General features: G+C 65.9%; 22 protein-coding genes. 12 read left to right on the forward strand and 10 right to left on the reverse strand.

The genetic code is table 11. The features are described 5' to 3' along the window. Positions 1–67: 67 nt before the first annotated feature. Complete coding sequence (locus tag ACE3P6_RS09080; RefSeq protein ID WP_374393983.1) at positions 68–2617, reverse strand: tetratricopeptide repeat protein; 2550 nt, start codon at positions 2615–2617, stop codon at positions 68–70. 76 nt (positions 2618–2693) lie between these two features. Beyond that, positions 2694–3626: a nucleoside hydrolase gene (locus ACE3P6_RS09085; RefSeq protein ID WP_374393985.1), complete on the reverse strand. Its 933-nt coding sequence runs from the start codon at positions 3624–3626 to the stop codon at positions 2694–2696. A 91-nt stretch (positions 3627–3717) separates the two neighbouring features. Here ACE3P6_RS09085 and ACE3P6_RS09090 point away from each other — a divergent pair, with 91 nt between their 5' ends. The 3 genes from ACE3P6_RS09090 to ACE3P6_RS09100 all read left to right on the forward strand — a co-directional run bounded on the left by ACE3P6_RS09090 (position 3718) and on the right by ACE3P6_RS09100 (position 6844). Further along, a complete protein-coding gene (locus tag ACE3P6_RS09090; RefSeq protein WP_374393987.1) occupies positions 3718–4746 on the forward strand; it encodes an exo-alpha-sialidase in 1029 nt (342 codons plus the stop codon). Between the two features lie 157 nt (positions 4747–4903). Next, positions 4904–5305, forward strand: a complete 402-nt coding sequence (locus ACE3P6_RS09095) for a hypothetical protein (RefSeq protein ID WP_374393989.1) — start codon at positions 4904–4906, stop codon at positions 5303–5305. Between the two features lie 105 nt (positions 5306–5410). Continuing rightward, a complete protein-coding gene (locus tag ACE3P6_RS09100) occupies positions 5411–6844 on the forward strand; it encodes a S1C family serine protease (RefSeq protein WP_374393991.1) in 1434 nt (477 codons plus the stop codon). Between the two features lie 63 nt (positions 6845–6907). Here ACE3P6_RS09100 and ACE3P6_RS09105 read toward each other — a convergent pair whose 3' ends face one another. Further along, positions 6908–7906, reverse strand: a complete 999-nt coding sequence (locus ACE3P6_RS09105; protein ID WP_374393993.1) for a Fe(3+) ABC transporter substrate-binding protein — start codon at positions 7904–7906, stop codon at positions 6908–6910. A 232-nt stretch (positions 7907–8138) separates the two neighbouring features. Between ACE3P6_RS09105 and ACE3P6_RS09110 the strand changes: the two genes are divergently transcribed. Then, a complete protein-coding gene (locus ACE3P6_RS09110; protein ID WP_374393995.1) occupies positions 8139–8453 on the forward strand; it encodes a multidrug efflux SMR transporter in 315 nt (104 codons plus the stop codon). Here the strand turns inward: ACE3P6_RS09110 and mazG are convergent. Both mazG and ACE3P6_RS09120 read right to left on the reverse strand, forming a co-directional pair. Beyond that, positions 8450–9247 carry a nucleoside triphosphate pyrophosphohydrolase gene (gene mazG, locus ACE3P6_RS09115; protein ID WP_374393998.1) on the reverse strand — a complete coding sequence of 266 codons (798 nt, stop codon included), beginning with the start codon at positions 9245–9247 and terminating at the stop codon, positions 8450–8452. The genes ACE3P6_RS09110 and mazG overlap by 4 nt on opposite strands. Positions 9248–9320: 73 nt before the next feature. Continuing rightward, on the reverse strand, positions 9321–9944 hold the full coding sequence (locus ACE3P6_RS09120; protein WP_374394001.1) for an outer membrane protein: 624 nt from the start codon (positions 9942–9944) through the stop codon (positions 9321–9323). Between the two features lie 238 nt (positions 9945–10182). On the opposite strand from ACE3P6_RS09120, the gene ACE3P6_RS09125 reads away from it, so the two are divergent. Next, the gene (locus ACE3P6_RS09125) at positions 10183–11346 is read left to right on the forward strand and encodes a M20 aminoacylase family protein (RefSeq protein ID WP_374394003.1); all 1164 of its coding nucleotides are present in this window, start codon (positions 10183–10185) and stop codon (positions 11344–11346) included. Here ACE3P6_RS09125 and ACE3P6_RS09130 read toward each other — a convergent pair. Then, complete coding sequence (locus tag ACE3P6_RS09130) at positions 11331–11702, reverse strand: hypothetical protein (protein WP_374394006.1); 372 nt, start codon at positions 11700–11702, stop codon at positions 11331–11333. The genes ACE3P6_RS09125 and ACE3P6_RS09130 overlap by 16 nt on opposite strands. Positions 11703–11780: 78 nt before the next feature. Here ACE3P6_RS09130 and ACE3P6_RS09135 point away from each other — a divergent pair, with 78 nt between their 5' ends. The 7 genes from ACE3P6_RS09135 (at position 11781) to ACE3P6_RS09165 (ending at position 18440) form a co-directional block, all read left to right on the forward strand. Then, a complete protein-coding gene (locus ACE3P6_RS09135; RefSeq protein ID WP_374394008.1) occupies positions 11781–12188 on the forward strand; it encodes a DUF6636 domain-containing protein in 408 nt (135 codons plus the stop codon). Between the two features lie 233 nt (positions 12189–12421). Next, positions 12422–13825 carry an aminotransferase gene (locus ACE3P6_RS09140; protein WP_374394011.1) on the forward strand — a complete coding sequence of 468 codons (1404 nt, stop codon included), beginning with the start codon at positions 12422–12424 and terminating at the stop codon, positions 13823–13825. Between the two features lie 141 nt (positions 13826–13966). Continuing rightward, on the forward strand, positions 13967–14932 hold the full coding sequence (gene speB / locus ACE3P6_RS09145; RefSeq protein ID WP_374394013.1) for an agmatinase: 966 nt from the start codon (positions 13967–13969) through the stop codon (positions 14930–14932). Then, positions 14929–15408, forward strand: a complete 480-nt coding sequence (locus tag ACE3P6_RS09150) for a DUF1499 domain-containing protein (RefSeq protein ID WP_374394016.1) — start codon at positions 14929–14931, stop codon at positions 15406–15408. The genes speB and ACE3P6_RS09150 overlap by 4 nt, the downstream gene beginning before the upstream one ends. A gap of 179 nt (positions 15409–15587) precedes the next feature. Further along, a complete protein-coding gene (gene prfA, locus ACE3P6_RS09155) occupies positions 15588–16643 on the forward strand; it encodes a peptide chain release factor 1 (RefSeq protein ID WP_374394019.1) in 1056 nt (351 codons plus the stop codon). Further along, on the forward strand, positions 16640–17494 hold the full coding sequence (gene prmC, locus ACE3P6_RS09160) for a peptide chain release factor N(5)-glutamine methyltransferase (protein WP_374394021.1): 855 nt from the start codon (positions 16640–16642) through the stop codon (positions 17492–17494). The genes prfA and prmC overlap by 4 nt, the downstream gene beginning before the upstream one ends. A gap of 181 nt (positions 17495–17675) precedes the next feature. Continuing rightward, positions 17676–18440 (forward strand): DUF4167 domain-containing protein, encoded by a 765-nt coding sequence (locus tag ACE3P6_RS09165; protein ID WP_374394023.1) that lies wholly within the window; start codon positions 17676–17678, stop codon positions 18438–18440. Positions 18441–18472: 32 nt separating this feature from the next. Here the strand turns inward: ACE3P6_RS09165 and ACE3P6_RS09170 are convergent, their stop codons facing one another. The 4 genes from ACE3P6_RS09170 to ACE3P6_RS09185 all read right to left on the reverse strand — a co-directional run bounded on the left by ACE3P6_RS09170 (position 18473) and on the right by ACE3P6_RS09185 (position 22178). Next, entirely contained in the window at positions 18473–20140 is a 1668-nt protein-coding gene (locus ACE3P6_RS09170; protein ID WP_374394025.1) for a VWA domain-containing protein, read from the reverse strand. Between the two features lie 202 nt (positions 20141–20342). Next, positions 20343–20888 carry a fasciclin domain-containing protein gene (locus tag ACE3P6_RS09175; RefSeq protein ID WP_374394027.1) on the reverse strand — a complete coding sequence of 182 codons (546 nt, stop codon included), beginning with the start codon at positions 20886–20888 and terminating at the stop codon, positions 20343–20345. Positions 20889–20994: 106 nt separating this feature from the next. After that, positions 20995–21648, reverse strand: a complete 654-nt coding sequence (locus ACE3P6_RS09180; RefSeq protein ID WP_374394029.1) for an anti-sigma factor domain-containing protein — start codon at positions 21646–21648, stop codon at positions 20995–20997. Next, positions 21645–22178, reverse strand: a complete 534-nt coding sequence (locus tag ACE3P6_RS09185; protein ID WP_374394032.1) for a sigma-70 family RNA polymerase sigma factor — start codon at positions 22176–22178, stop codon at positions 21645–21647. The genes ACE3P6_RS09180 and ACE3P6_RS09185 overlap by 4 nt, the downstream gene beginning before the upstream one ends. Positions 22179–22224: the final 46 nt, after the last annotated feature.

The following is a 22224-nucleotide window of genomic DNA, read 5'->3' on the forward strand; positions in this document are numbered from 1 at the left end:
GCACCATCTCTGAAGTAAACTCAAGAAAGTTCTGCGCGTTTTGAACGTCGAAGCCAAGATTGGTCCTCTAGTTTCGTCGAACGCGAGCAATAATCTGACCGAGTTCTCCAGACGCTTGGAGTTCCGGTGCAAACCCGTTCGCCAAGGCAACGGGCTGGCCGCTTGACAGCAAGGCACGCACATACGTCTCCGTCAGCGCGTTTACGTAAGACGGCCATATCGCTTCGTTGGAGGGCTGGCCCCGTGCTTCGTCAAGCTCTCTGACGGCCTGAGCTGCGGCCACCGACTCGCCGAAACTTGCCATCATCCGCCAACGTTCGGCCTTAAGTTGAAACCGCTCTGGATCAAGTCTGATCGCTTGGTCCATACTCTCGATGGCAGCCGGAAAGTCTCCCGTGAACTCCGCTTCCTTTGCATAGATTTCGAATGGCGCCGCATCCGCGCCGGGATGACGTTCTAAGTCGCCAAGTGCATTCTCGAATAGGCTGTCGATATTGTCCGGCACGGGGTCGTTCGATTTATCGCGACGAAACTTCCACTCCAGGTACACATTGGCGAGAGCACTCAAGCTGAAAACCGTGCGCTTCAAACCAACGTAAATTTTGGCGTAGCGCTCTGCCTTCTCGAAATCCGGTTTCCAGCTGGCCAGAATACACCTAACAAGCGGTCTATAAATGTACTCCAATCGTCGATTTTTGTCACGATTCAGAGAAATCGCTCGCTCGTATGCCTTGATCGCTTCGGGGAAGTTGCGCTGATACTCGTGCAGATCGGCAGCCAGAAATGCAGCGATGGGTTTGCTCCGGTGGTCTGCTTCCAGCCTTGTGATGCAAGCTTCTGCTTCAGAGTATTTTCGCATTCTTGTCGCTGTCAAGCAAAAATAGCGATCAATCTCAACTTTAGACGCGTCGCGAAACTCGGCACGACTGTCATGTGCTTTCTTGAGAAGCCGATAGGCAGGTTGCCATTTCCGTGCATGATAGAGCCTGATTCCGGCCTGAAACCAATGCGCTGCCGAAACAAAGGCGCCCAAGCTGTTCGGCAGACTGTCAACGCCGGATAGTAGCGCGGCGTTCACCCTTGCTTCGAGCCGGATGTACTCATGATTTCCCTCGTCCGAAACCGTTGTCATCTCAAAGGGACTCGCTGCGAATGCTTTCTGCGCCCCTGCGGCCCACTGCACAAGTTCTGGACGAATTAGTTGACGGTTCAAACGACTAGCCAGCAAGGGAGTCAGTCGGTAGATGTCATCGGTTTCTCTTTCGACCAAGCCAAGATTCAGCAACCGGCTGAGCACGCGAATTATTGAGACTGAAGGTGTAACCGCCTTCTCTATGTCGACGATATGACACGGTGTGACATCATTCAGAAAGAGAAGCGTCTTCTGTGCATTCAGGTCATCGCGAAGCTGTGCAAAAGCCCACCGTACAAATGCAGTGATGCTCTCCGCCATCCGGTCGCCACGCTGTGCCAACATTGCCTCGACGTTGTCGAAACTGTCGATCCGGGCGGCGGACCGGACGATACCCACAAGAAACCCGACGGTGCCGTTCGCTGCCAGCGCGACGCGCTTTACATCTTCGTCGCTCCAGCGAGACGGGTTTGTGTCAAAGTAGCCCACAAGTTCATAGCAAAAGTTTGTCATCTCCTCTTCACCCATGGTGGGCACTCGGAAGGCGACCATCTTCTCCGAGCATTTGATCAGCCTGGTGCCCGACAGAGGTTGCTGAGACAATACGAACAGTTTTGGTCTCGTAGCTGGAGAAAGTGCCAGCGAAACATCGTCCAACCACTCGGGAAGCTCAACCTCCTCTTGGATGATCCGACCGTGTCGAAGAATCAGATAATTTCCGGCCTGATATATACGTTCAATCGCTGTTGCTACTGCGGCGGTATCGCCTTCTGCAGTCCCTTGAAGTATGGCCTGCAATGTTTCCAGGTTCGCACCAAAAGCCTCGCTTTCTATCCTAAGCAGAAGCTGTCGAGGCAACGTTGCTTCATTGATCTCGATCACAATGGCCGCACCGTTCGGGGTCAGATTGCGATTAAGGTCCGACACCAACCCTTCGCGGCCAACGCCATTGAATCCCGAAACCCAGCAGGCCGGTTGCAGGGTGAACCTGTCACGCTGGAGACTTTTGCGCAACGCACGAACAAGAGTGTCTCGCTGCATGCGGGGATGGTCTGACTGGAGGAGCGGCTCGGCTACGGAAGAGATGAGTGAAACTGCTTTTTGGACTGATGCATTCGCCTCGGAGGCTCGATAGTCAGCTAGGGGCCTGAGTGCTTCGAAAACTGGCTTCAAAGCTTCGTCCATTCCGTCGCGCCAGGAAATCGGGTAATCGTCGAGGCGGGCGATCACCGGCTTCACCAAACCAAGTCGGTACAGTGAAGCTGCCTGTTCGATTTCGCGAACGCAGCCGACGCTGCTTGGGTAGTTCCGCGACCAAAAGACTACAAATACTCGTGCTTTTGGCAGTTCTTGAAGCCCAATTTCATCCCACATATTGGCGCCGAGACGGCCAGTTTTTGAGTATAGGTAGACCCAATCTGACGGGAACGCCTCCCAGGCGCTCTCGGCAAATTCAATATCTTTTCCTGAGACTGAATAGAACAATGGGTACATAGCTTCGGTGCTCCAACGCCAAGCGCCAGAGCAAAGCTATCGTGACCAGATCCGTTTGGGAAGTCCCTCACAACCTCCCCAACCGCTCCGTCAGGAGCCGGTAGAACCCCTCCCGGTCCACGCCGCCCATGAACATCGCGTTGGGCTCGCGACCCGTCACCCGCCACCAGTCGGCGACGGTCATGCCGAGGGTCAGCTCCGATCCCGTCTCGATCTCCACGTTGATGTGGCGGCCGTGGAAGAGGGCGGGCTCCAGGAGGTAGGCGATCACGCAGGGGTCGTGCAGGGGGGCGCCTTCGCTGCCATACTTGGCGGTGTCGAAGCGTTCGAAGAAGTCGGTCCAGCTGGCGACGGCCTGGCCGACGGGGGTGCCTAAGCTGCGCATCTCCTCCACCCACGCCCGCGAGGTCAGGGCCTTGTGGGTCACGTCCAAGGGCATGACCACAAGGAGAACGCCGGATTTGAACACGATGTCAGCGGCTTCCGGGTCGACATAGATGTTGAATTCGGCCGCCGGGGTGATGTTGCCGCCCTCGAAATAGCCACCGCCCATCAGGACGATCTCGGCCACCTTCGGCACGATGTCGGGGGCGCGGCGGAAGGCGGTGGCGATGTTGGTGAGCGGTCCGAGCGGGCAGAGGGTGATGCTGCCGGAAGGATGGGCGCGCAGCGTATCGATCAGGTAGTCGACGGCGTGGCCGGGCTGCAGGGGATGGGTCGGCTCGGGCAGGGGAACGCCGTCCAGCCCGGTCTTGCCGTGGACATGCTCGGCGGTGACGAGCTTGCGGGTCATCGGCGCGTCGCAGCCGGCGTAGACCGGGGTGTCGCGACGGGCGAGTTCCACGATGACGCGGGCGTTCTTCTGGGTGAGGGGGAGCGGCACGTTGCCCGCGACGGCGGTGAGGGCGAGGACCTCAAGCTCCGGGCTGGCCAGCGCGAGGAGGATGGCGACGGCGTCGTCCTGGCCGGGGTCGGTGTCGATGATGATCTTGCGCGGCATTGGGGTCTCCTTTCCGGGAAGGAGAGGGCGGCGAAGGGGATTTGTCCAGAGGGCGGCTTGTGGCAGGCTGGGGAAAACGGGGGGTGCCGCGATGGAGATACTGGTCGGGACGACGAAGGGGCTGTTCGTGCTGGAGGACGGTCGGGTCGAGGGGCCGTTCTGCGAGGGCTGGCCGATCAACCACGCCATCGGGCGCGGGGGCGAGATTTTCGCGGCGGGGGGCTCGGGCTGGCTCGGGGCCGGGGTGTGGCGGCGGGTCGGGGGCGAGTGGGCGGTGTCGAAGGGGCCGTTCGAGGGGGCGGAGCAGCTCTGGTCGCTGTGTCTGGATCGCGACCGGCTGCTGGCGGGGTCGAAGCCGGCCTATCTGTATGAGAGCCTCGATGGGGGCGGGACCTGGCGGCGGCTGGAGGCGCTGACCGACCAGCCGGGGGCGGACCAGTGGATGCCGGGGGCGGCGGGGCTGACGCTGCACACGATCCTTGCCGATCAGAAGGGGGGCCTCTGGGTGGGCATCTCGGCGGCGGGGGTGTTCGAGTCGCGCGACGGCGGCGCGAGTTGGGCGATGCGGAACCGGCGGGGGAACCGGGCGGGGCCGGCGGGGGCGCTCGCGCGGGACTGGGGGGACGGGGTGGAGTTCCGGCAGGAGGACGAGATTTTCTCCTGCGTCCACAACCTGGCCTTCGGGGCGGCGGAGGGGCTGATCTACATGCAGAACCACCAGGGGGTCTATCGGTCGCGCGACGGGGGCGCCGTCTGGGAGGAGGTGACGGAAGGGTTGCCCTCGACTTTCGGCTTCCCGGTGGCGGCGCATCCGTCGAAGCCCGGGGTGGCCTGGGTGTTCCCGCTGAACGGGGATTCGATCGGGCGCTATCCGGTGGAGGGGCGGGCGCTGGTCTGGAAGACGGAGGATGGCGGGGAAAGCTGGGCGGGGAAGGGCAAGGGACTGCCGGAGCGGGACTGCTTCTTCACGGTGCTGCGGCAGGGGATGGCCTCGACCGACGGCGGGGTGGCCTTCGGGACGAATTCGGGGTCGGTCTACCTCAGCCGGGACGAGGGGGAGAGCTGGGAGGAGGTCGCCAGGCATCTGCCGACGGTGTTGTCGGTGGAGTTCATGGGGTAGGTGTCCACGGTGGACAGAATTTTCGACGTAACGAAAACAATGCGTTATCCGTGGACGTTCAGGATTTGGAAAGGTTTCGAGGGCAGGGATTTCCGACCTGTTCCCCTGCGGTCGATGCGCTAGGGTCCCGCGCAGCCGGGTTTGCAGGGGGATCTTCATGCATCTGCTTTTGTCGATTGCCCTTGTCGTCGGCGCCGCTTTCGGCAGCGCGTGGCTGGTGGACGGCTGGCTGGGCGAAGCGCGGCGCTTCTGGGTCGGGGTGGTGGGCGTCGGGCTGATGGTCGGCGGCGGAGCGCTGGTGCAGGCGAGCGGGATCGCGGAATTGACCCGTGTCTTGCGCAACGCGGTGGTCAGGGCCGGGATCGGCGCGGCGCAAGCCCGCGCCGGAGTGCGGCTGGGCTGGCTGCGGCGCGGGCTGCGCCGGGTGGGCGTGGAGACCGGGGCGACAGCGGAAGACGTGCCAGTGGTGTCGCGGTTTGGCGGCTGGCTGCTGACCCTGGGCTGGGCCGGGTCGCTGGTCGGGCTGGGGATGGTCTGGACGGGGATGTGCGGGGGGTGATCCGAACCGGCGGACCGGGAAAAACCCGAAGCCTTCCACAATCGTGCCCATTTGGCCTGATCTGGTCCGGGATATGCCACTGGCTCTGCCACCAGGAGAAACGACGTGCGCGCGCTGATCCTTGTCCTGCTTCTGGTCCTGCCCAGCGGGCCGCTGTCGGCCTATACCGCCGAGGAACTGGGTCAGGAATTCGACGCCCGCCAGCTGACCGAGCAGGAGAAGCGCTTCCTGCAGGTCGGGCTGGCCTTTGGCAGCTTTTATAACGGCATGATCGACGGGGCCTGGGGTCAGGCCAGCCAGCGGGCGCTGGAGCGCTACACGCTGGCCAATGGCGGCACATCAATCGTGACCAACGCGGATGCGCTCTTCGCGGCGCTCGACGCCTATGAGGCGCTTGATGCGGAAGGCTGGGAGCGGCAGTACAACTCGGCGCTGGACATGTCGTTCCTGGTTCCGACCGCCGCCCTGATCGACGGCACGCCGTCAGATGTCTTCGTCAACTTGAACGTGCGGGGCCGGTCGATTGGCTATTCGATGACCATCGACAATGGCCGCGCGGCACAAGGGTATCACGAATACACGGCGGGCAGGGCCATCGGAGAGGTCTACACGCTGCGCCGCCCGCTGTTGTGGATCACCTCGGCGCGGACCTCGGGCGGGATCAGCCTTTACACCAGATCGGATTACCGGGGCGGCAGCTGGTCGACACTGATGATCGCCGGAGCCGACAGCGATTCCGGGGCCTTTGCCGCCATCACCGGAAGCATCGCGCCGGGCTATGCCCCGGCCATCGGAGTTTCTTCCGGACGACTGGCCACCGGGATCGAGACATTGGCCCGGATCATGGACGAGCGGGACAGGCCGGACCCGACGCCTTCGGCACGCGCTCCCGACACGGGCGGGGAAACGGTGGCGGCCTCCGGCCCCCATGCGGCGGGGTTCGGGACCGGGTTCATCGTGTCCGAGGACGGCTATCTGCTGACGAACCAGCATGTCGTCTCGGGCTGCGCCAGCTTGTCGGTGGATGGCGAACCGGCCAGCGTGGTGGCGGAAGATGCGGTCTTCGACCTGGCCCTGTTGCGGGTGCCTGCCCTGTCGCACGCCAAACCGGCCAGCTTTGCCGCCGATCCGGCGCGGCTGAATTCGGACGTCACGGTGGCGGGCTATCCGCTGCCCGACCTGCTCGGCGGCCTGAACGTGACCCGCGGGTCGGTCACCAGCCTGAAGGGGATGGGCGGCGACGGCATCAACATGCAGATCTCGGCCCCGGTCCAGCCGGGCAATTCGGGCGGGCCGGTGCTGAATGCGGCGGGTCAGGTTGTCGGGGTGGTGGTGGCCAAGCTGGATATCGCCTATGCGCTCAAGGCTTACGATGACATTCCGCAGAACGTGAACTTCGCGATACGCGGCGAGATCGCCAAGCTGTTCCTGGCGCAAAACGGGGTCGATCCGGTGATCGGCGGGGCAGGGCCGGGGATGGCGCCGGAGACGCTTGCCGATCTGGCCGCAGGCTTCACGCGGTTGATTGCCTGCAATTGAAAAGAGCGCGCCCTGGGGCGCGCTCTTTCTGGAGTCGGGCTGAAGCCCGACCTACGGGTGGGATCACCCGTCGAAGTCGACCGTTTCCATGATCTTCAGCGCCGCGGCGCGGGCCTTGGCGATGTCGGCGAGCGGCGTGGTGTCGGCGGTGAACTCGCCCCAGCTCTTCACCAGAGCGGAGCGTTCGACCCCGGCCTTGACCGGGAATTCGTAGTTCGTCTCGGCATAGATCTTCTGCGCCTCGTCCGAAGTCAGCCATTCCATGAATTTCAGCGCGTTTTCCTTGTTCGGGGCGGATTTGGTCATCGCCACGCCCGAGATGTTCAGGTGCGTGCCGCCGCCCTCGAAGGTCGGGAAGATGATCGAGACCTGCTCGGCGGCGTCCTTCTCCTCGGGGTTCGCGAGCATCTGGCCGATGTAGTAGGTGTTCCCCAGCGCGATGTCGCATTCGCCCGCCGCGATGGCCTTGGCCTGGTCGCGGTCGCCGCCGTCGGGCTTGCGGGCGAGGTTGGCCTTCAGGCCCTCGGCCCATTTCGTCGCATAGGCCTCGTCATGGTGGACGATCATCGCCCCCAGAAGCGCGATGTTGTAGTCGGCCAGTCCCGACCGGGTGCAGAGCCGCCCCTTCCACTTGTCCGAGGCGAGGTCCTCGTAGGTGGTCACTTCGCCGGGCTTCACGCGGTCCTTCGAGGCATAGACGACGCGGGCGCGCGAGGTGAGGCCGAACCAGTGGTCCTCGGGGTCGCGCAGTTCGGCGGGGATGTTGGCTTCCAGCACGTCGGACTGGACGGCTTGCGTGACGCCCGCGTCGACGATCTGCATCAGTCGCGCGATGTCGACGGTGAGGACGAGATCGGCGGGGGAACGGTCGCCCTCGGCTTGCAGGCGCTCGGCCATGCCCTTGTCGACGAAAGCCACGTTGACGGTGATGCCGGTGTCCTTGGTGAAGGCGTCGACAAGCGGCTGGATCAGCTCGGGCTGGCGGTGGGAATAGACGTTGATTTCCTGCGCGAAGGCCGGAACCGAGGCGGCGAGGAGAGCAAGGGTCGAGAGGCGCAGCATTGGCTGACTCCTTTTGTCGGGTTTATGCGGCGCTTAAACCTGAGTCTTTCACTTTGGTCAACCGGGAAACTGTCGCGGTGGTTGCCCGATGGCAACCATCGGTCGATTTCCGCAGGCGCGGGATTGACCCGTTGCCTTCGACCGGCCAGGTAGGATCGGCGAGGCCACGTCCTCCCCCTTTGGCAGGGTCGATGTCCGGGACGGCCCGGCGGTTCGACAGAAGGGGGCTGCAATGGCCTGGGTTTCGCTGTTTTTCGCCGGAGTGTTCGAGATCGTCTGGGCCTGGGCCATGAAGGCCTCGGACGGGTTCACCAGGCCCTGGGCGGTGGTGCTGATGCTGGTGACGATGGGCCTGAGCTTCGCGCTGCTGGCCCATGCGATGCGGGTGCTGCCGCTGGGGACGGCCTATGCGATCTGGACCGGGATCGGGGCGCTGGGGGCGTTCGGCGTGGGGATCGTGGTGCTGGGCGAACCGGCGACGGCGCTGCGGATGCTGGCGGCGGGGCTGATCCTGTCGGGGATCGTGCTGATGAAGCTCGCGACCTAGCGCGACTTGTCCTCGGCCTTGGCGCGGTTCCAGAGGGTGTCCATTTCGGCAAGATCGCTGTCGGCCGGTTTGCGGCCGGTTTCCGCGAGCCAGTCCTCGATCCGGGCGAAGCGGCGGGTGAACTTCTGGTTGGCGGCGCGCAGGGCCGCTTCGGGATCGACCTTCAGGTGGCGGGCGAGGTTGGCCACGACGAAGAGGAGGTCGCCGATTTCCTCGGTCAGGGCGGCGTGGGACAGGGTATCGCGGGCCTCGACCACCTCGCGGGCCTCTTCGACCAGTTTGTCCAGCACCTCGCCGGTCGAGGGCCAGTCGAAGCCGACGCGGGCGGCGCGGTTCTGCAGTTTCAACGCGCGGGTGAGGGCGGGGAGCGACTGCGCGATGCCGTCGAGGGTGCGGGCGGCCCCGCGTTCGGCGGCCTTCTGCGCCTCCCAGTCGCGGGTCTGCTGTTCGGCGGTCTTGTCGCGGGAGTGGTCGCCGAAGACATGCGGGTGGCGGGCGACCATCTTGTCGGAAATGGTTTCGACCACATCGGCGAAGGCGAAATGCCCGGCCTCCTCGGCCATCCGGGCGTGGTAGACGGTCTGGAACAGGAGGTCGCCAAGCTCCCCTTTCAGCTCTGGCCAGGCCTGGCGGTCGATGGCATCGGCGACCTCGAAGGCTTCCTCCAGCGTGTAGGGCGCGATGCTGGCGAAGTTTTGCTCGATATCCCAGGGGCAGCCGGTTTCCGGGTCGCGCAGGCGGGCCATGATGGCGAGGAGGCGGTCGATGCCGGAGGGGGGGAGGGGGGGCGACATGGGGCCTCGCGATCAGGTGCGGGGCCAGCTTAAGGGGGGCGCGGGGGCGAAGGCCAGCCCCCGCGCGCAGGGATCAGAAGGACAGGCCGACGCGAAGCGAAACCGTGTCGAGATCGATGTTCACTTCCTGGCCCAAGCCGTTGGGATTGTCACCGTTCAGATCGCGGGCAAGGTATTCCAGACCGATGTTCAGGCGCTGGGTCGCACGGAAATCCACGCCGAGCCCATAGGAAAGACCAGAGGGATCCCAGTTCCCGGAACCTTCGTCATAGCTCGACATCGAATAGCCGAGCACGCCATAGAATAGCACCCGGTTCGCAGCCATGCCAACGCGGCCCTTGAGGTCGATGCTCCGATCAACTTCGCAGCAGGTGAACCCCGTCACGAAATTGTCCTTCAAGCGGGTGTAGGCGAGTTCGCCGCCATACACGAGATTGTTCCGCTGCCAAAGGTAGCCGAGATACAGTGCCGTGGCGTTGCCGCTGTCGAGACTTTGCGCGGGCACCGGATCGAAATCCAGATCGCCCGAGCTTCTGCCGTAGCTGAGCCCGGCGTACAAGCCGGACCAGTCGGTGGTTGCAGCCGGTTCGGGCATGACGGTGGGGACGGGATCGGGCTCGACGATGGTCGGTCCGCCGGCCAGTGCGGGACTGGCCAGAGCAAGCAACGCCGCAGCTGACAATGTGGTTCTTTTCATTTTCCAACCCAGGAACAAGGCAATCGCATGAGCAAAGACTACCATACCAGCCAAGCAAGCGCGGCGCGGTTTGGATTCGCTTTCTCACTTTCGAGGTGAACTGGTGCCGAGTTGCATCGGTCCGGGCGGGGCGGGTCAGGCAGTCGTTACCTTCGCGGGGCAGCAGGGTCATTGCGGTCGGCCCGGTTTTCGGATGTGATCAAAGGCTGACAAGTCACACCGCCAAGGAACCTACGTCATGCCCGTTCTGAACCGTATCGCCTCTTATGCCGAGGAAATGAAGGGCTGGCGGCGGTATCTGCACCAGCACCCGGAACTGGCCTTCGACTGCCATGATACGGCGGCCTGGATCACCGAGCGGCTGCGCGAGATCGGGGTGGACGAGATTCATCCGGGAATCGCGAAGACCGGGATCGTGGCGCTGATAAGGGGGCGGGGGGAAGGGCCGGTGATTGGCCTCCGCGCCGACATGGACGCGCTGCCGATCGAGGAGCTGACGGGCGCGCCTTACGCCAGCACGGTGAAGGGGAAGATGCATGCCTGCGGCCATGACGGGCATGTGACGATGCTTCTGGGCGCGGCGAAATACCTGGCGGAGACGCGGAATTTCGCAGGCACCGTGGCGCTGATCTTCCAGCCGGCCGAAGAGGATGGCGGCGGGGGGCAGGTCATGGTGCAGGAGGGCATCATGGACCGCTTCGGGATCGGCCAGGTCTACGGCATCCACAACGCGCCGAACGTGCCCTTCGGGCATTTCCAGACCACGCCGGGGCCGCTGATGGCGAGCGTGGATACGGCGGTGGTGAAGGTCACGGGGAAGGGCGGGCATGGGGCGACACCGCATGAATGCGTCGATCCGGTGGTGGCCATCGTCGGCATGGTGCAGGCCCTGCAGACGATCATCCCGCGCAACGTCTATGCGCTGGACGAGGCGGTGATCTCGGTCACGATGATCCATACCGGGTCGGCCTCGAACATCATCCCGGAGGACGGGAGCTTTGCCGCGACGATCCGCTGCTTCAAGCCGGATGTGCGGGCGCTCTTGAAGAAGCGGTTCTTCGAGATCGTCGAGGGGCACGCGGCGGCCTACGGCGTCACGGCCTCCATCGACTACGACTGGGGCTATCCGGCGACGATCAACCACGAGGAGGAGGCGGATTTCGCCGCCGAAGTGGCGCGCGAGGTCTCGGGGGAGGAAGCGGTGGATGCGCGGGCCGGGCGCGAGATGGGGTCGGAGGATTTCAGCTATATGCTGGAGGCGCGGCCGGGGGCCTATCTCTTCCTCGGCACCGGGCCGGGGGCGGGGTTGCACCATCCGGCCTTCGACTTCAACGACGAGGCGGCGCCGGTGGGTGCCAGCTTCTTCGCCCGGCTGGTGGAGCGGGCTCAGCCGCTGGGCTGACGGACGAGCGGGATCAGGCCGAAGCCGATCTGCCCGGCCAGCCCAAGCGCGCCGGGCGGGGTGGTCATTGCCGACAGGAATTGCCCCGGCGTCTGGCCGAAAGCCAGCGCGGCGGCGAGTTCCAGGAGCATCAGGATCAGGAGGCTGGCGAGCCCCATGCCAAGGCGCGGGGTCCGGGGCCAGCGGCGCAGCACCCGGCCCGCGACGGCCCAGGACAGGGCGAGGACCAGCGGCAATTCCAGCGCCACGGCGAGGAGGGGGCCGGTCCTTGGCGCGATCAGGCCAACGCGCAGCGCGCCAAGCGCGAAGGCGGTGACGAAGACCGGGAGGACATAGGCGAGGGCGGGTTTGAGCATCGGGATGTCTGACTGGCCGGGCAATGATCCTGCCGCTAGACTGCTGCCATCGACCCTTTTCAGGAAGAGGATTCTGCCGTGAAGGCCATTGCACTTGCCATCCTGACCCTCGCTGCATCCCCCGCGCTTGCCGACGACTATTTCGGTTTCCGCTCGCCCACCGGGAACATCCACTGCGCGATGTATACCATCGATGGCCGGACCGAGGCGCGCTGCGACCTGCGGTCCTATACCCCCACCTACACCAAACGCCCGGCGGGCTGCGAGCAGGACTGGGGCATGGCCTTCGGTGTCGCCGCTTCCGGCAAGGGGGAACTCCTCTGCGTCGGCGACACGGTGCAGGACCCCGGCAACCCGGTGCTGCCCTATGGCGAGGCGGTGTCGCTGGGCGGCATCTCCTGCGTCTCGTCCAAGACGGGGATGACCTGCACCAATGCCGAAGGGCACGGGTTCAGCGTGGCGAAGGCGAAGCAGAAGCTGTTCTGAGGCCGCGCCCCGGCGGTGAGCGGCAGTTGCCTCCGGCGGGGATATTTGGGCCAGTATGAAACTGCCGAATCGGCTTTGGCGGCTGTCGGCGGCGGGGCAGGGGTCCTGATGGGGCCTCATCAACCTTTGGACACCATATCTTGCCCTGACCCAACCTTTGGAGCAATCAGGGGGCTGGCCGTGTTTTGATCAAACTGCTACACTGACTGCGCAGTCAGTCACCGGAGAGAGTCATGACCCTCGATCTGCCGAACAGCCCGTCGCCCCATGACCTGTGGGAGATGGACCGGGCGCATTCCTTGCATCCCTGGACCAATTTCGGGTCGTTCGAGAAGGACGGCTCGCTGGTCATCGCGCGGGGCGAGGGCTGTTATCTCTGGGATGCCGAGGGGCGGCGCTATCTGGATGCGGTGGGGGGCATGTGGTGCACCAACATCGGGCTGGGGCGCCGCGACATGGCGCAGGCGATTGCTGACCAGGTGGAGCGGCTGGCCTTTGCCAACAGCTTCGTCGACGTGACGAACGAGCCCTCGGCGCGGCTGTCGGCGAAGCTGGCGGCGCTGGCGCCGGGCGACCTGAACCGGGTGCATCTGACCACGGGCGGGTCGACGGCGGTGGACACCGCTGTCCGCATGGTCTGGTACTACCAGTCCTGCATGGGGCGGCCGGAAAAGACCGACATCGTCGCGCGGGATCATTCCTATCACGGCTCGACTTACCTCACGCAATCGGTGGGCAAGCGGCCGGGCGACCGGGTGGCCGAGTTCCGCTACAAGGAGGACGGCATCCACCACCTGACCCCGCCGAACCCCTATCGCCGCCCGGAGGGGATGAGCGAGGCCGCGTTCTGCGACTTTCTGGTGGCCGAGTTCGAGGCGCTGATCGCGCGGGTGGGGGCCGACCGGATCGGCGGCTTCATCGCCGAACCGATCCAGGCCTCGGGCGGGGTGATCGTGCCGCCGGAGGGCTATCTGCGCCGGATGTGGGACGTGTGCCGGCGCCACGATATCCTCTTCATCGCCGACGAGGTGGTGACGGCCTTCGGTCGGCTGGGGCACTGGTTCGCCAGCGAGGCGGAATTCGGCGTGGTGCCGGACATGATCACCTGCGCCAAGGGGCTGACTTCGGGCTACCTGCCTTTGGGCGCGCTGGTCTTCTCCGACCGGATCTGGGAGGCGATGGCGGCGAAGGGGGAGCGTTGGTTCACCACCGGCTTTACCTATTCCGGGCATCCGGTCAGCTGTGCGGCGGCGCTGAAATCCATTGAGATCATCGAGAGTGAGGGGCTCTTGGAGAATGCGGCGGTTGTCGGGGACTATTTCCTCGACCGGCTGAAGGGGCTGGAGGGCCTGCCGCTGGTTGGTCAGGTGCGCGGGCGGCGGCTGATGGTCTGCGTGGAGAATGTGGCCTCGAAAGCGACCAAGGAGCCGCTGCCGGACGGGGTGAATGAATCGAAGCGGATCAGCGACGCCGCCGAGGCGATGGGACTGATGGTGCGGCCCATCGGGCATCTGAACGTGATGTCGCCGCCCCTCACGATCACCAAGGGGCAGGTGGATTTCGTGGTGGAGACACTGGGACGCGCGATCGGCAAGGTCACCGACGAGCTGGTGCGGGAGGGCCACCGGATCGGGTGAGCGCCCGGAGCCTTGGAAGGCTCCGATGCGATTTCTTCGAAGAAATCGCCCGCTTGACAGGGGCGCGCGGGGTGGATCAACTGCCGGGACCGGATCCGCGCGTCTCCGCTGAACGACTGCGCCGAAAGACCCGAGATTCTCATGGCACTTGAAGACGCGAAGACGCAGGTCGACACTGCGTTCACCCGGAAATCCAACCGGGGCTATGCCTTTGAAAACGCCTTCGGCGGGGCGACCTCTTTCCTGCGCCGGACCTACACCAAGGACCTGACCGGGGTCGATCTGGCGATCACCGGGGTTCCCTTCGACCAGGCGGTCACGCACCGGACCGGTACCCGCTTCGGGCCCCGCGCGATCCGCGAGGCATCAAGCCTGCAACCCTACGATCCGCCCTATGGCTGGCCGACGAACCCCTTGGAGGAGCTGTCGATCGTCGACTACGGCGACTGTGCCTTCGACTATGCCAAGGTTTCCGACTTCCCCGACACGCTGACGGCGCATATCCGCGCCATCCTGGCGGCAGGGGCGGGGACGGTGACGCTGGGGGGCGACCATTACATCACCTATCCGATCCTGAAGGCCTATGCGGAAAAGTTCGGGCCGCTGGGGGTGATCCATTTCGATGCGCATTCCGACCTCTGGCCCGATGACGACCTGAGCCGGATCGACCACGGGACGATGCTTTACAAGGCGGTGAAGACGGGGCTGGTCGATCCGAAACGGTCGGTGCAGATCGGCATCCGCACCACGACCGAGGATTACCTGGGCGTGACCGTGATCGACGCGCGCGAGGTGCATGAGAAGGGCGTCGCGCATGTGGTGGCGAAGGCGAAAGACATCGTCGGCGACGGCGCGACCTATGTGACCTTCGACATCGACTGCCTCGATCCCTCCGCCGCGCCGGGGACGGGGACGCCGGTCTGGGGCGGGCTGCATTCGTGGCAGGCGGCGGCTGCCTTGCGCGATCTGGCGGGGATCAACATGGTCGGGGGCGACATCGTCGAGGTCTCGCCGCCCTATGACACCACCGGGGCCACGGCGATTGCCGGGGCGCATGTCGCCTATGAGCTGATCTGCCTCTACCACTGGGCGCGGACGCAAAGATGAGGGTCCGGGCGAAGGCTGGGCCGGGGCTGGCCTTCGCCGTCATCGCCTTCCTGGGGGCGCTGGCCTTCATCCGGCTGGCGCCGTCCGACCCGGCAGTGTGGAACGTGGACCTGGCTGCGGGGGATTTGCCGAGCAATGCCCATGTGTTCTGCATCCGGCCCGATACCCGCTATGGTCCGATCACCGGCGACCCGAACGCTCTGCTCGCCCGGCTGGACGCGATTGCGATGGCCACCCCGCGCACCGAGCGGCTGGCAGGGTCGGCGGCGGAGGGGCGGATCACCTGGATCACCCGCAGCCTGCTGATGGGATACCCCGATTACACCACCGCCGAGGTGATGGACGGCCCGTCGCTGTGCATCGCCGGGCGGCAAAGGTTCGGATCGGGCGACATGGGCGTCAATGCGGCGCGGATCGGGGCCTGGGCGCAGGCGCTGCTGGGTTTGCAGGAAGCGCCGGAGATGACCGGGCTGTGATGCGGGTCGGGGCGCCTGCCGTATTGAGCGCCTTGCGGCGCGAAGACTCCTTGTCTCGCGGTCTTGCGTGAAGGACGCAAGACCGCTCGGGATGCCTCCGGCGGGGATATTTGGGCCAATGTGAAAGGGCCGGGGGCTGCCCCTTGACGCTTGCGGGGTTCCGGGCCAAACCCCGGCGCATGGTTCCGCTCGACAAGCTTGCCCAGATCACCGAACGCTTCGAGTTCATCGAGGCGCAACTGAACGCGGGAGCGGCCCCGGCCGAGATCGCGCGGATCAGCCGGGAATACACCGACCTGAAGCCGGTGGTGGAGGAAATCCGCGCCTATCGGCAGTCGCTCGACGATCTGGCCGAGGCCGAGGCGATGCTGGCGGACCCCGAGATGAAGGCGCTGGCCGAGGAGGAGCTGCCCCGGCTCAAGGCCCGCATCCCCGAGATGGAGCAGGCGCTGCGGCTGGCGCTTCTGCCGAAGGATGCCGCCGACACGAGGCCGGCGATCATCGAGATCCGGCCCGGCACCGGGGGCGACGAGGCGGCCTTGTTCGCGGGCGACCTCGCGCGGATGTACCAGCGCTATGCCGAACGCATGGGCTGGACCTTCGAGGTGATCAGCGAACAGGCGGGCGAGGTCGGGGGTTTGAAGGAATTCTCGGCCCATATCCAGGGCGAGGGGGTCTATGCCCGGATGAAGTTCGAATCCGGCGTGCATCGGGTGCAGCGGGTGCCGGAAACCGAAGCGCAGGGCCGCATCCATACTTCTGCGGCGACGGTGGCGGTGCTGCCGGAGGCGGAGGAGGTGGATATCGACATCCCGGCCTCGGACATCCGCATCGATACCATGCGGTCCTCTGGGGCGGGCGGGCAGCATGTGAACACCACCGACTCGGCAGTCAGGATCACTCACCTGCCCAGCGGGATCGTGGTGACATCGTCGGAGAAATCGCAGCACAGGAACCGCGAGATCGCGATGCAGGTGCTGCGGGCGCGGCTTTACGAGGCGGAGCGGGAGCGGCTGCATTCCGAACGCGCGGCGGACCGGAAGTCGCAGGTCGGCTCGGGGGATCGGAGCGAGCGGATCAGGACCTACAACTTCCCGCAAGGCCGGATGACCGATCACCGGATCAACCTGACGCTCTATGCCCTGCCGCAGATCATGGGCGGCGACCTGGCCGAAGTGATCGACGCGCTGGTGGCGCATGACCAGGCGGCGCGGCTGGCGGAGATGGAGGGGTGAAGGCCGAGGCGGCGCTGCGGCTGGCCATTCCCCGGCTGGAGGCGGCGGGGGTCGAGGGCGCGGGCCGCGATGCGCGGGTGCTCTTGGCCTTTGCGCTGGGTGTGACGCCGGACCGGCTGACGCTGCACCTGCCCGACGAGATGACCGGGGCGCAGGCGGCTGCCTTCGAGGCGGCGGTGGTTGCCCGCGAGGCCCGGCAGCCGGTGGCACAGATCACCGGGCGGCGGCTGTTCTGGGGCCAATGGTTCCGGGTGACGCGCGATACGCTCGACCCACGCCCGGACACCGAGGCGCTGGTGGCCGAGGCCTTGGCGGAGCCGTTCCTGAAGGTCTTGGACCTTGGCACCGGGACCGGCTGCATCCTCTTGTCCTGCCTGAAGGGCATGCCGATGGCGCGGGGGGTGGGCGTCGATATTTCTGAGGCGGCGCTTGCGGTTGCGGGCGACAATTCATCCGACCTCGGGCTTCGGGACCGGGCGCGGTTCCTGCACTCGGACTGGTTCGGGGCCGTCACCGGCGCTTACGACCTGATCGTCGCGAACCCGCCCTACATCGCCGCCGAGGAGATGGCGGGACTTGCCCCCGAAGTGCGCGACTGGGAGCCGCATCTGGCGCTGACCCCCGGCGGCGACGGGCTGGAGCCCTACCGGATCATCGCGCGGGGTGCACCGGCCCGCATGATGCCGGGCGGGCGGCTTCTGGTGGAGATCGGGCCGTCGCAGGGCGAGGCGGTCAGCGCGCTGTTCCGGGCGGAGGGGTTGGAGGGCATCCGCATCCTGCCCGACATGGACGGGCGCGACCGGGTGGTGGCGGCGCGGAAGCCCGGCGGCGACAGTTGCGGTTGTGCCTGAACCCCGCCGATTCCACCGCAAACCCACAGAAATCCCTTGTCAGGTTCCCTTCCCTGTGATTAGTGACCCCTGTCGGGCGCGGGTTTTCACCTGCCCTGGCAAGCTACCCAGGCCCTGCTGACCTTGATTTTGCTGCCCATGAGGGGCGGCGGTTGCAGGCCAAAGCCATCGTAAGGAAAAGATGCGCTCCTCCAAGAAACGCTCGCGTTCCAACCAGAACCGCCCGCGCACCCTCGGCAACATCATCAACCGCGTCTTTGACAGCTCGGGTCCCGAGGGCAAGGTGCGCGGCACGCCGCAGCAGATCATCGAGAAATACCAGATGCTCGCCCGCGATGCGCAGCTCTCGAACGACCGTGTGGCGGCCGAGAATTTCCTGCAGCACGCCGAGCACTATACGCGCATGCTCGCCGAGGCGACGAAGGAAATGGCGGCCGAACAGGAAGCGCGGCAGCAACAATACCAGCAGAACGGCGGCCAGCAGGGCCAGAATGGCCAGAACGGCGGCCCGCAGGGCCAGCCGCGCGGCGACCGGCCCGAGGGCGAGGGTCGGCGCGACCGCGACAACCGGGGCGATCGCGACAACCGCGAGAATCGCGAGAACCGGGGCGACCGCGACAACCGGGGCGAACGGCAGGACCGGGGCGAGCGTCGGCAGGAGTTCAGCCGCGACTACCGCGAGGAGCGCAGCTTCCCCGCCGAAGAGCAGCCGATGGCCAGCGACGTGATCGACCTCGACGCGGGCGACGATACCGGGTTGATCGAGACGCCGGAATCCGCACCGCGCGCCCGGCCCGCACCCGAGCCCGCCCCTGCGCCCGAAGCGGCAGCGGCGGCAGAGGAAGCCGCCCCGAAGGAAGAGCGCGCGCCCCGGCGCCCGCGCGGGCCGCGCAAGCCCAAAGGCGACAAGCCCGATGGCGAGCCGCCGAAGGAAGCCGCAGAATAGGAAAAAGGCCGCCCCGAGGGCGGCCTTTCGCGTCACGGCGTGGCGAGGGCCAGTTCGTTGCGCTCGCCCGCCTTGACCGCCAGCGGCGTCTCGGACGTCTTGTCGCCCTTGCTGACCCGGACGATGTAGTCGCCCGCTGGCAGCGCGGACTGCCAGGCCGGGCCGTAGCCATAGGCGATCGAGGCGCGATTGCCGTTGATGTCGGGTTTGGCGGCCAGGATCTCGATGAACTCGTCGCCCGGCGAGGTGAAGGCCGCGACGCCGGCGTTCAGGGGCGCGATGATGTCGGTCCGCTCGCCGACCTTGACGGTGAAGGGCACCTCGGACTTGGCCGCGCCCAGCGTGACGACCGCGACATAGTCGCCCGCCGGAAGGTCGAACTTCGCGCCCGCGCCATAGGTGTAGCCGACCGACTTGCGGTTGCCTTCGATGTCCTTCTTCGCCCCGAAGATTTCGACGAACTGGTCATCGCCCTCGACCGTCATGCCCTCGGCATAGGTGGCATCGACCACGGCAAGGCCGACGCCCAGCACCAGGTCGAGGTCGGTCATCTTGCCCGCCTCGATCACCACCGACTGGCTGGTTTCCGCCGCGCCGAGCTTGGCGTTCAGGCCGTATTCGCCCGCCGGGAAAACGCGCTGCGCCTGCCCGTAGCCGGTGTCGCTGACCTCGTTCGGGCCGTGCATCTCCCAGAAGGCATCCGGGTCCGGGTCGGCACCGGGCGAAGGGCGGAGCGTCAGCTTCAGGATACCGGCGTCCATCACGGCCAGCGGTTGCGACAGCTCGGTCGCCGGGGCGATCTCGACCTCCTCTGTCACCACCGCTTCGTCCAGCGTCGTGACCATGCGGTACTTGCCGGGCGGCAGGGCGCCCTTGCTCGCACCATAGATGGTGGCCGTCGTGTCTGCAGCGACGCTGCCATCGGCGGCGATGGCGTAGAAGTAGAAATAGGCGTCGTCCAGAATGTCTGCCTCCGGTTCCGGTCCGCCTTCGGCAAGGTAGAGGACCGGATCGACGTTGTTCTCCAGCGCTGCCGGGGCGGGGGCGGGTTCGGGGACAGGTACGGGCTCCGGCTCGGCCACCGCAACCGTGGTCTTCAGCGCCTCGACCAGACTACCCGCGTCCCTGGCCTGGATATACTTGCCGCCGGTGTTCTCGGCCAGGCAGGCGACCGTCGCGCCTTCCTCGGCGGTCAGGCCGAAGCCCACGACATGCGCGGTGAAGTCGACGCCCGAGGCTTCAAGCTCGGCCCCCAGCGCGCAAGGGTCGGCCTCGCAGGTCTCGATCCCGTCGGTGATCAGGATGACGGTGGCCTTCTCCTCGGTCGATTTCAGCTCGGCGGCGGCGCGGCGGACGGCTTCGGTGAGCGGCGTCTTGCCCAGGAATTTCATCTGATTGGCGGCATCGGTGATGGCCTGAGCGGTCCCGGCGGCGGGCGGCACGACCAGTTCGATATCCTGACAGCTGCCCTTTTCGCGGTGGCCATAGGCCATCAGGCCGATCTCGGTGGCGGGGTCGAGGCCCGACAGCACCGAGGCCAGCGCCTCGCGCGCGATTTCCAGCTTGGGACGCCCGTCGATCTGGCCCCACATGGACCCCGAGGCGTCAAGGACGATGATCGACTTGCCCTCGGCCAGAAGCGGCGCGGCCAGAAGGGACGGGGCCAGCAGGGCGGCAAAGAAGGTCCGTGAAATGCGCATGTCGGGACTCCAAGGCAACAATTATCGGGCAAGCCTAGGGCAGCGCCTTCACTGCGGTCAACCTTCGCAACGAAAATGGTCTTCGGACCATGCCCGAAGACCCGACCCATGCCGAAGGCGGGAAGAAGGGGACCTTGCAGCGCCCGCGGCACCGGGTCCGGGACCGGGGATGAGGGATCACCCCGCGGCCCGATGCCCAGGGTTACATCGCGGGCAGAAGCACGGTGTCGATCACATGGATGACGCCGTTTTTCTGCTTGACATCGGCGATGGTGACATTGGCGACATTGCCCTGGCCGTCCTCGATCATCAGCTTGCCGTCCTTCTCCATCGCGGTGAATTCGCAGCCGCCGACGGTCTTGATGGTGTGCTTGCCGCCGTCGTCCATCACCATCTTGCCGATGTCCGCCGACATCGCATTGGCCGCGACGACGTGGCAGGTCAGGATCTTGACCAGCTGGTCCTTGTTTTCCGGCTTCAGCAGGGTTTCGACCGTCCCGGCGGGCAGCTTGGCGAAGGCCTCGTTCGTCGGCGCGAAGACGGTGAAGGGGCCGTCGCCCTGCAGCGTCTCGACCAGGCCCGCGGCCTGCACGGCGGCGACGAGGGTGGTGTGGTCGGCCGAGTTGACCGCGTTCTCGACGATGTTCTTGTCCTCATACATCGCCGCGCCGCCGACCATCGGGTTTTCCGCCAGCGCCATGCCGGTGGTCAGGGCCAGGATCGCAACGCCAAGTTTCAGGGATTTCATCTGTAGTTTCCTCCGGTTTCGGGCGGGGTCATTCCCGCCTCACAGCCGAAGGAACGGAGGCTTTCCGGCGAAGTTTCAGCCGGGTTTCCGGCTCACGCTTCTGTGATCAGGCAGCGCCGAGCGTCGCGGTCAGGATCACCGGGCCGGTCGGCTGGCCGGTGGGCGAACCGCCCTCGGGCTCGATCGACACCGCGAAGGTGAAGCCGGCGGGCGGCGTTTCATGGGTGATGAGCAGGGGCCGGTCCTGCAGAAGACCCAGCGAGACCGGGGCGGCACCGGGCGCGATGAGCCACAGCTCATGCACCTGTCCCGGCACGGCGGGGACGCCCGCGACGCGGGTGATCTGCATCGTCGCGCCAAAGCGGGTGATCGCATAGGCAAGCCGGTGGTCGGCGGTGGCCAGCGTCGCGACCAGTTCGGGGCGCGGCGGGGCGAAGGTGGCGATGGAGGCCAGCGCCAGCACTGCCGCGACGCCGGCACCGGCCAGCCAGCCCAGCAGCCCGCGCCGTGCGGGCACCGGTGGCTTCGGGAAGAGCCGCGCCTCGATCCTTGGCAAGAGGTCCGGGGCAGGGGCGGGCGCGAACCCGTCGTTCAGGCCCGACAGGCGGCTTTCCCAATCCGTGACAAGGGCCGCGAAGACCGGGTCGCGCCTGACCCGCGCCTCGGCCTCGGCCCGCTCGGCAAGGGGCAGCACGCCCAGCACATATTCGGCGGCGAGCGCCTCGCCTTCCTCGTGCGGGGTGAGGGGAGCGTCGGTCATGTTTCCAGACACTCCTTCAGCTTCAACAGGCTCCGCCTGAGCCATGTGCGCATGGTGTTCAAGGGCACCGCATGGCGCGCGGCCAGGTCGACATAGGACAGGCCGTTCAGATAGGCGCCCTTGACCGCATCGGCCCGGTCCGGGTCGAGCGTCGCGAAGCAGTCCGCCATCCTCTGCGCCTCGCCTAGTGCCACCAGCCGGGTTTCGGCGCGCGGCGCGGTGTCGGGCACGCTGTCCAGCCCGTCGTCGGACGGGCGGTCGGGCCGGGCGCGCAGCCGGTCGATGGCCAGGTTCCGGGCCACGGCGATCAGCCAGGTCATGCCCCGGCCCTTCGCCGGATCGTAGCGACCGGCGCGCAACCAGACCCTGGTGTAGACCTCCTGCAAGGCATCCTCCGCCTCGGCGCGTTCCCTCAGCATACGCAGAAGGACGCCCATGAGTTTCGCGGAGGTGTCGCGATAGAGCGCACGGAACGCCGCACGGTCAGAAGCCGCGCATTTCGCGATCAGGGCGGCGACAGGATCGTCCATGACCCCGACGCTACGGATTTTTGCCCGTAGCGCAAGGATTTCGGTG

The sequence above is a fragment of the Tabrizicola sp. genome (genome assembly GCF_041911175.1).
Taxonomy (GTDB): domain Bacteria; phylum Pseudomonadota; class Alphaproteobacteria; order Rhodobacterales; family Rhodobacteraceae; genus Tabrizicola.

Bases quoted from the DNA above. Each gene is read 5' to 3' on its own strand.
- speB (WP_374394013.1), top strand. From the start codon at position 13,967: ATGGCACTTGAAGACGCGAAGACGCAGGTCGACACTGCGTTCACCCGG.
- ACE3P6_RS09085 (WP_374393985.1), bottom strand. From the start codon at position 3,626: ATGCCGCGCAAGATCATCATCGACACCGACCCCGGCCAGGACGACGCC.
- ACE3P6_RS09150 (WP_374394016.1), top strand. From the start codon at position 14,929: ATGAGGGTCCGGGCGAAGGCTGGGCCGGGGCTGGCCTTCGCCGTCATC.
- ACE3P6_RS09170 (WP_374394025.1), bottom strand. From the start codon at position 20,140: ATGCGCATTTCACGGACCTTCTTTGCCGCCCTGCTGGCCCCGTCCCTT.
- ACE3P6_RS09105 (WP_374393993.1), bottom strand. From the start codon at position 7,906: ATGCTGCGCCTCTCGACCCTTGCTCTCCTCGCCGCCTCGGTTCCGGCC.
- ACE3P6_RS09180 (WP_374394029.1), bottom strand. From the start codon at position 21,648: ATGACCGACGCTCCCCTCACCCCGCACGAGGAAGGCGAGGCGCTCGCC.
- ACE3P6_RS09165 (WP_374394023.1), top strand. From the start codon at position 17,676: ATGCGCTCCTCCAAGAAACGCTCGCGTTCCAACCAGAACCGCCCGCGC.
- prfA (WP_374394019.1), top strand. From the start codon at position 15,588: ATGGTTCCGCTCGACAAGCTTGCCCAGATCACCGAACGCTTCGAGTTC.
- mazG (WP_374393998.1), bottom strand. From the start codon at position 9,247: ATGTCGCCCCCCCTCCCCCCCTCCGGCATCGACCGCCTCCTCGCCATC.
- ACE3P6_RS09185 (WP_374394032.1), bottom strand. From the start codon at position 22,178: ATGGACGATCCTGTCGCCGCCCTGATCGCGAAATGCGCGGCTTCTGAC.
- ACE3P6_RS09140 (WP_374394011.1), top strand. From the start codon at position 12,422: ATGACCCTCGATCTGCCGAACAGCCCGTCGCCCCATGACCTGTGGGAG.
- ACE3P6_RS09120 (WP_374394001.1), bottom strand. From the start codon at position 9,944: ATGAAAAGAACCACATTGTCAGCTGCGGCGTTGCTTGCTCTGGCCAGT.
- ACE3P6_RS09130 (WP_374394006.1), bottom strand. From the start codon at position 11,702: ATGCTCAAACCCGCCCTCGCCTATGTCCTCCCGGTCTTCGTCACCGCC.
- ACE3P6_RS09125 (WP_374394003.1), top strand. From the start codon at position 10,183: ATGCCCGTTCTGAACCGTATCGCCTCTTATGCCGAGGAAATGAAGGGC.
- ACE3P6_RS09175 (WP_374394027.1), bottom strand. From the start codon at position 20,888: ATGAAATCCCTGAAACTTGGCGTTGCGATCCTGGCCCTGACCACCGGC.
- ACE3P6_RS09095 (WP_374393989.1), top strand. From the start codon at position 4,904: ATGCATCTGCTTTTGTCGATTGCCCTTGTCGTCGGCGCCGCTTTCGGC.
- ACE3P6_RS09090 (WP_374393987.1), top strand. From the start codon at position 3,718: ATGGAGATACTGGTCGGGACGACGAAGGGGCTGTTCGTGCTGGAGGAC.
- ACE3P6_RS09110 (WP_374393995.1), top strand. From the start codon at position 8,139: ATGGCCTGGGTTTCGCTGTTTTTCGCCGGAGTGTTCGAGATCGTCTGG.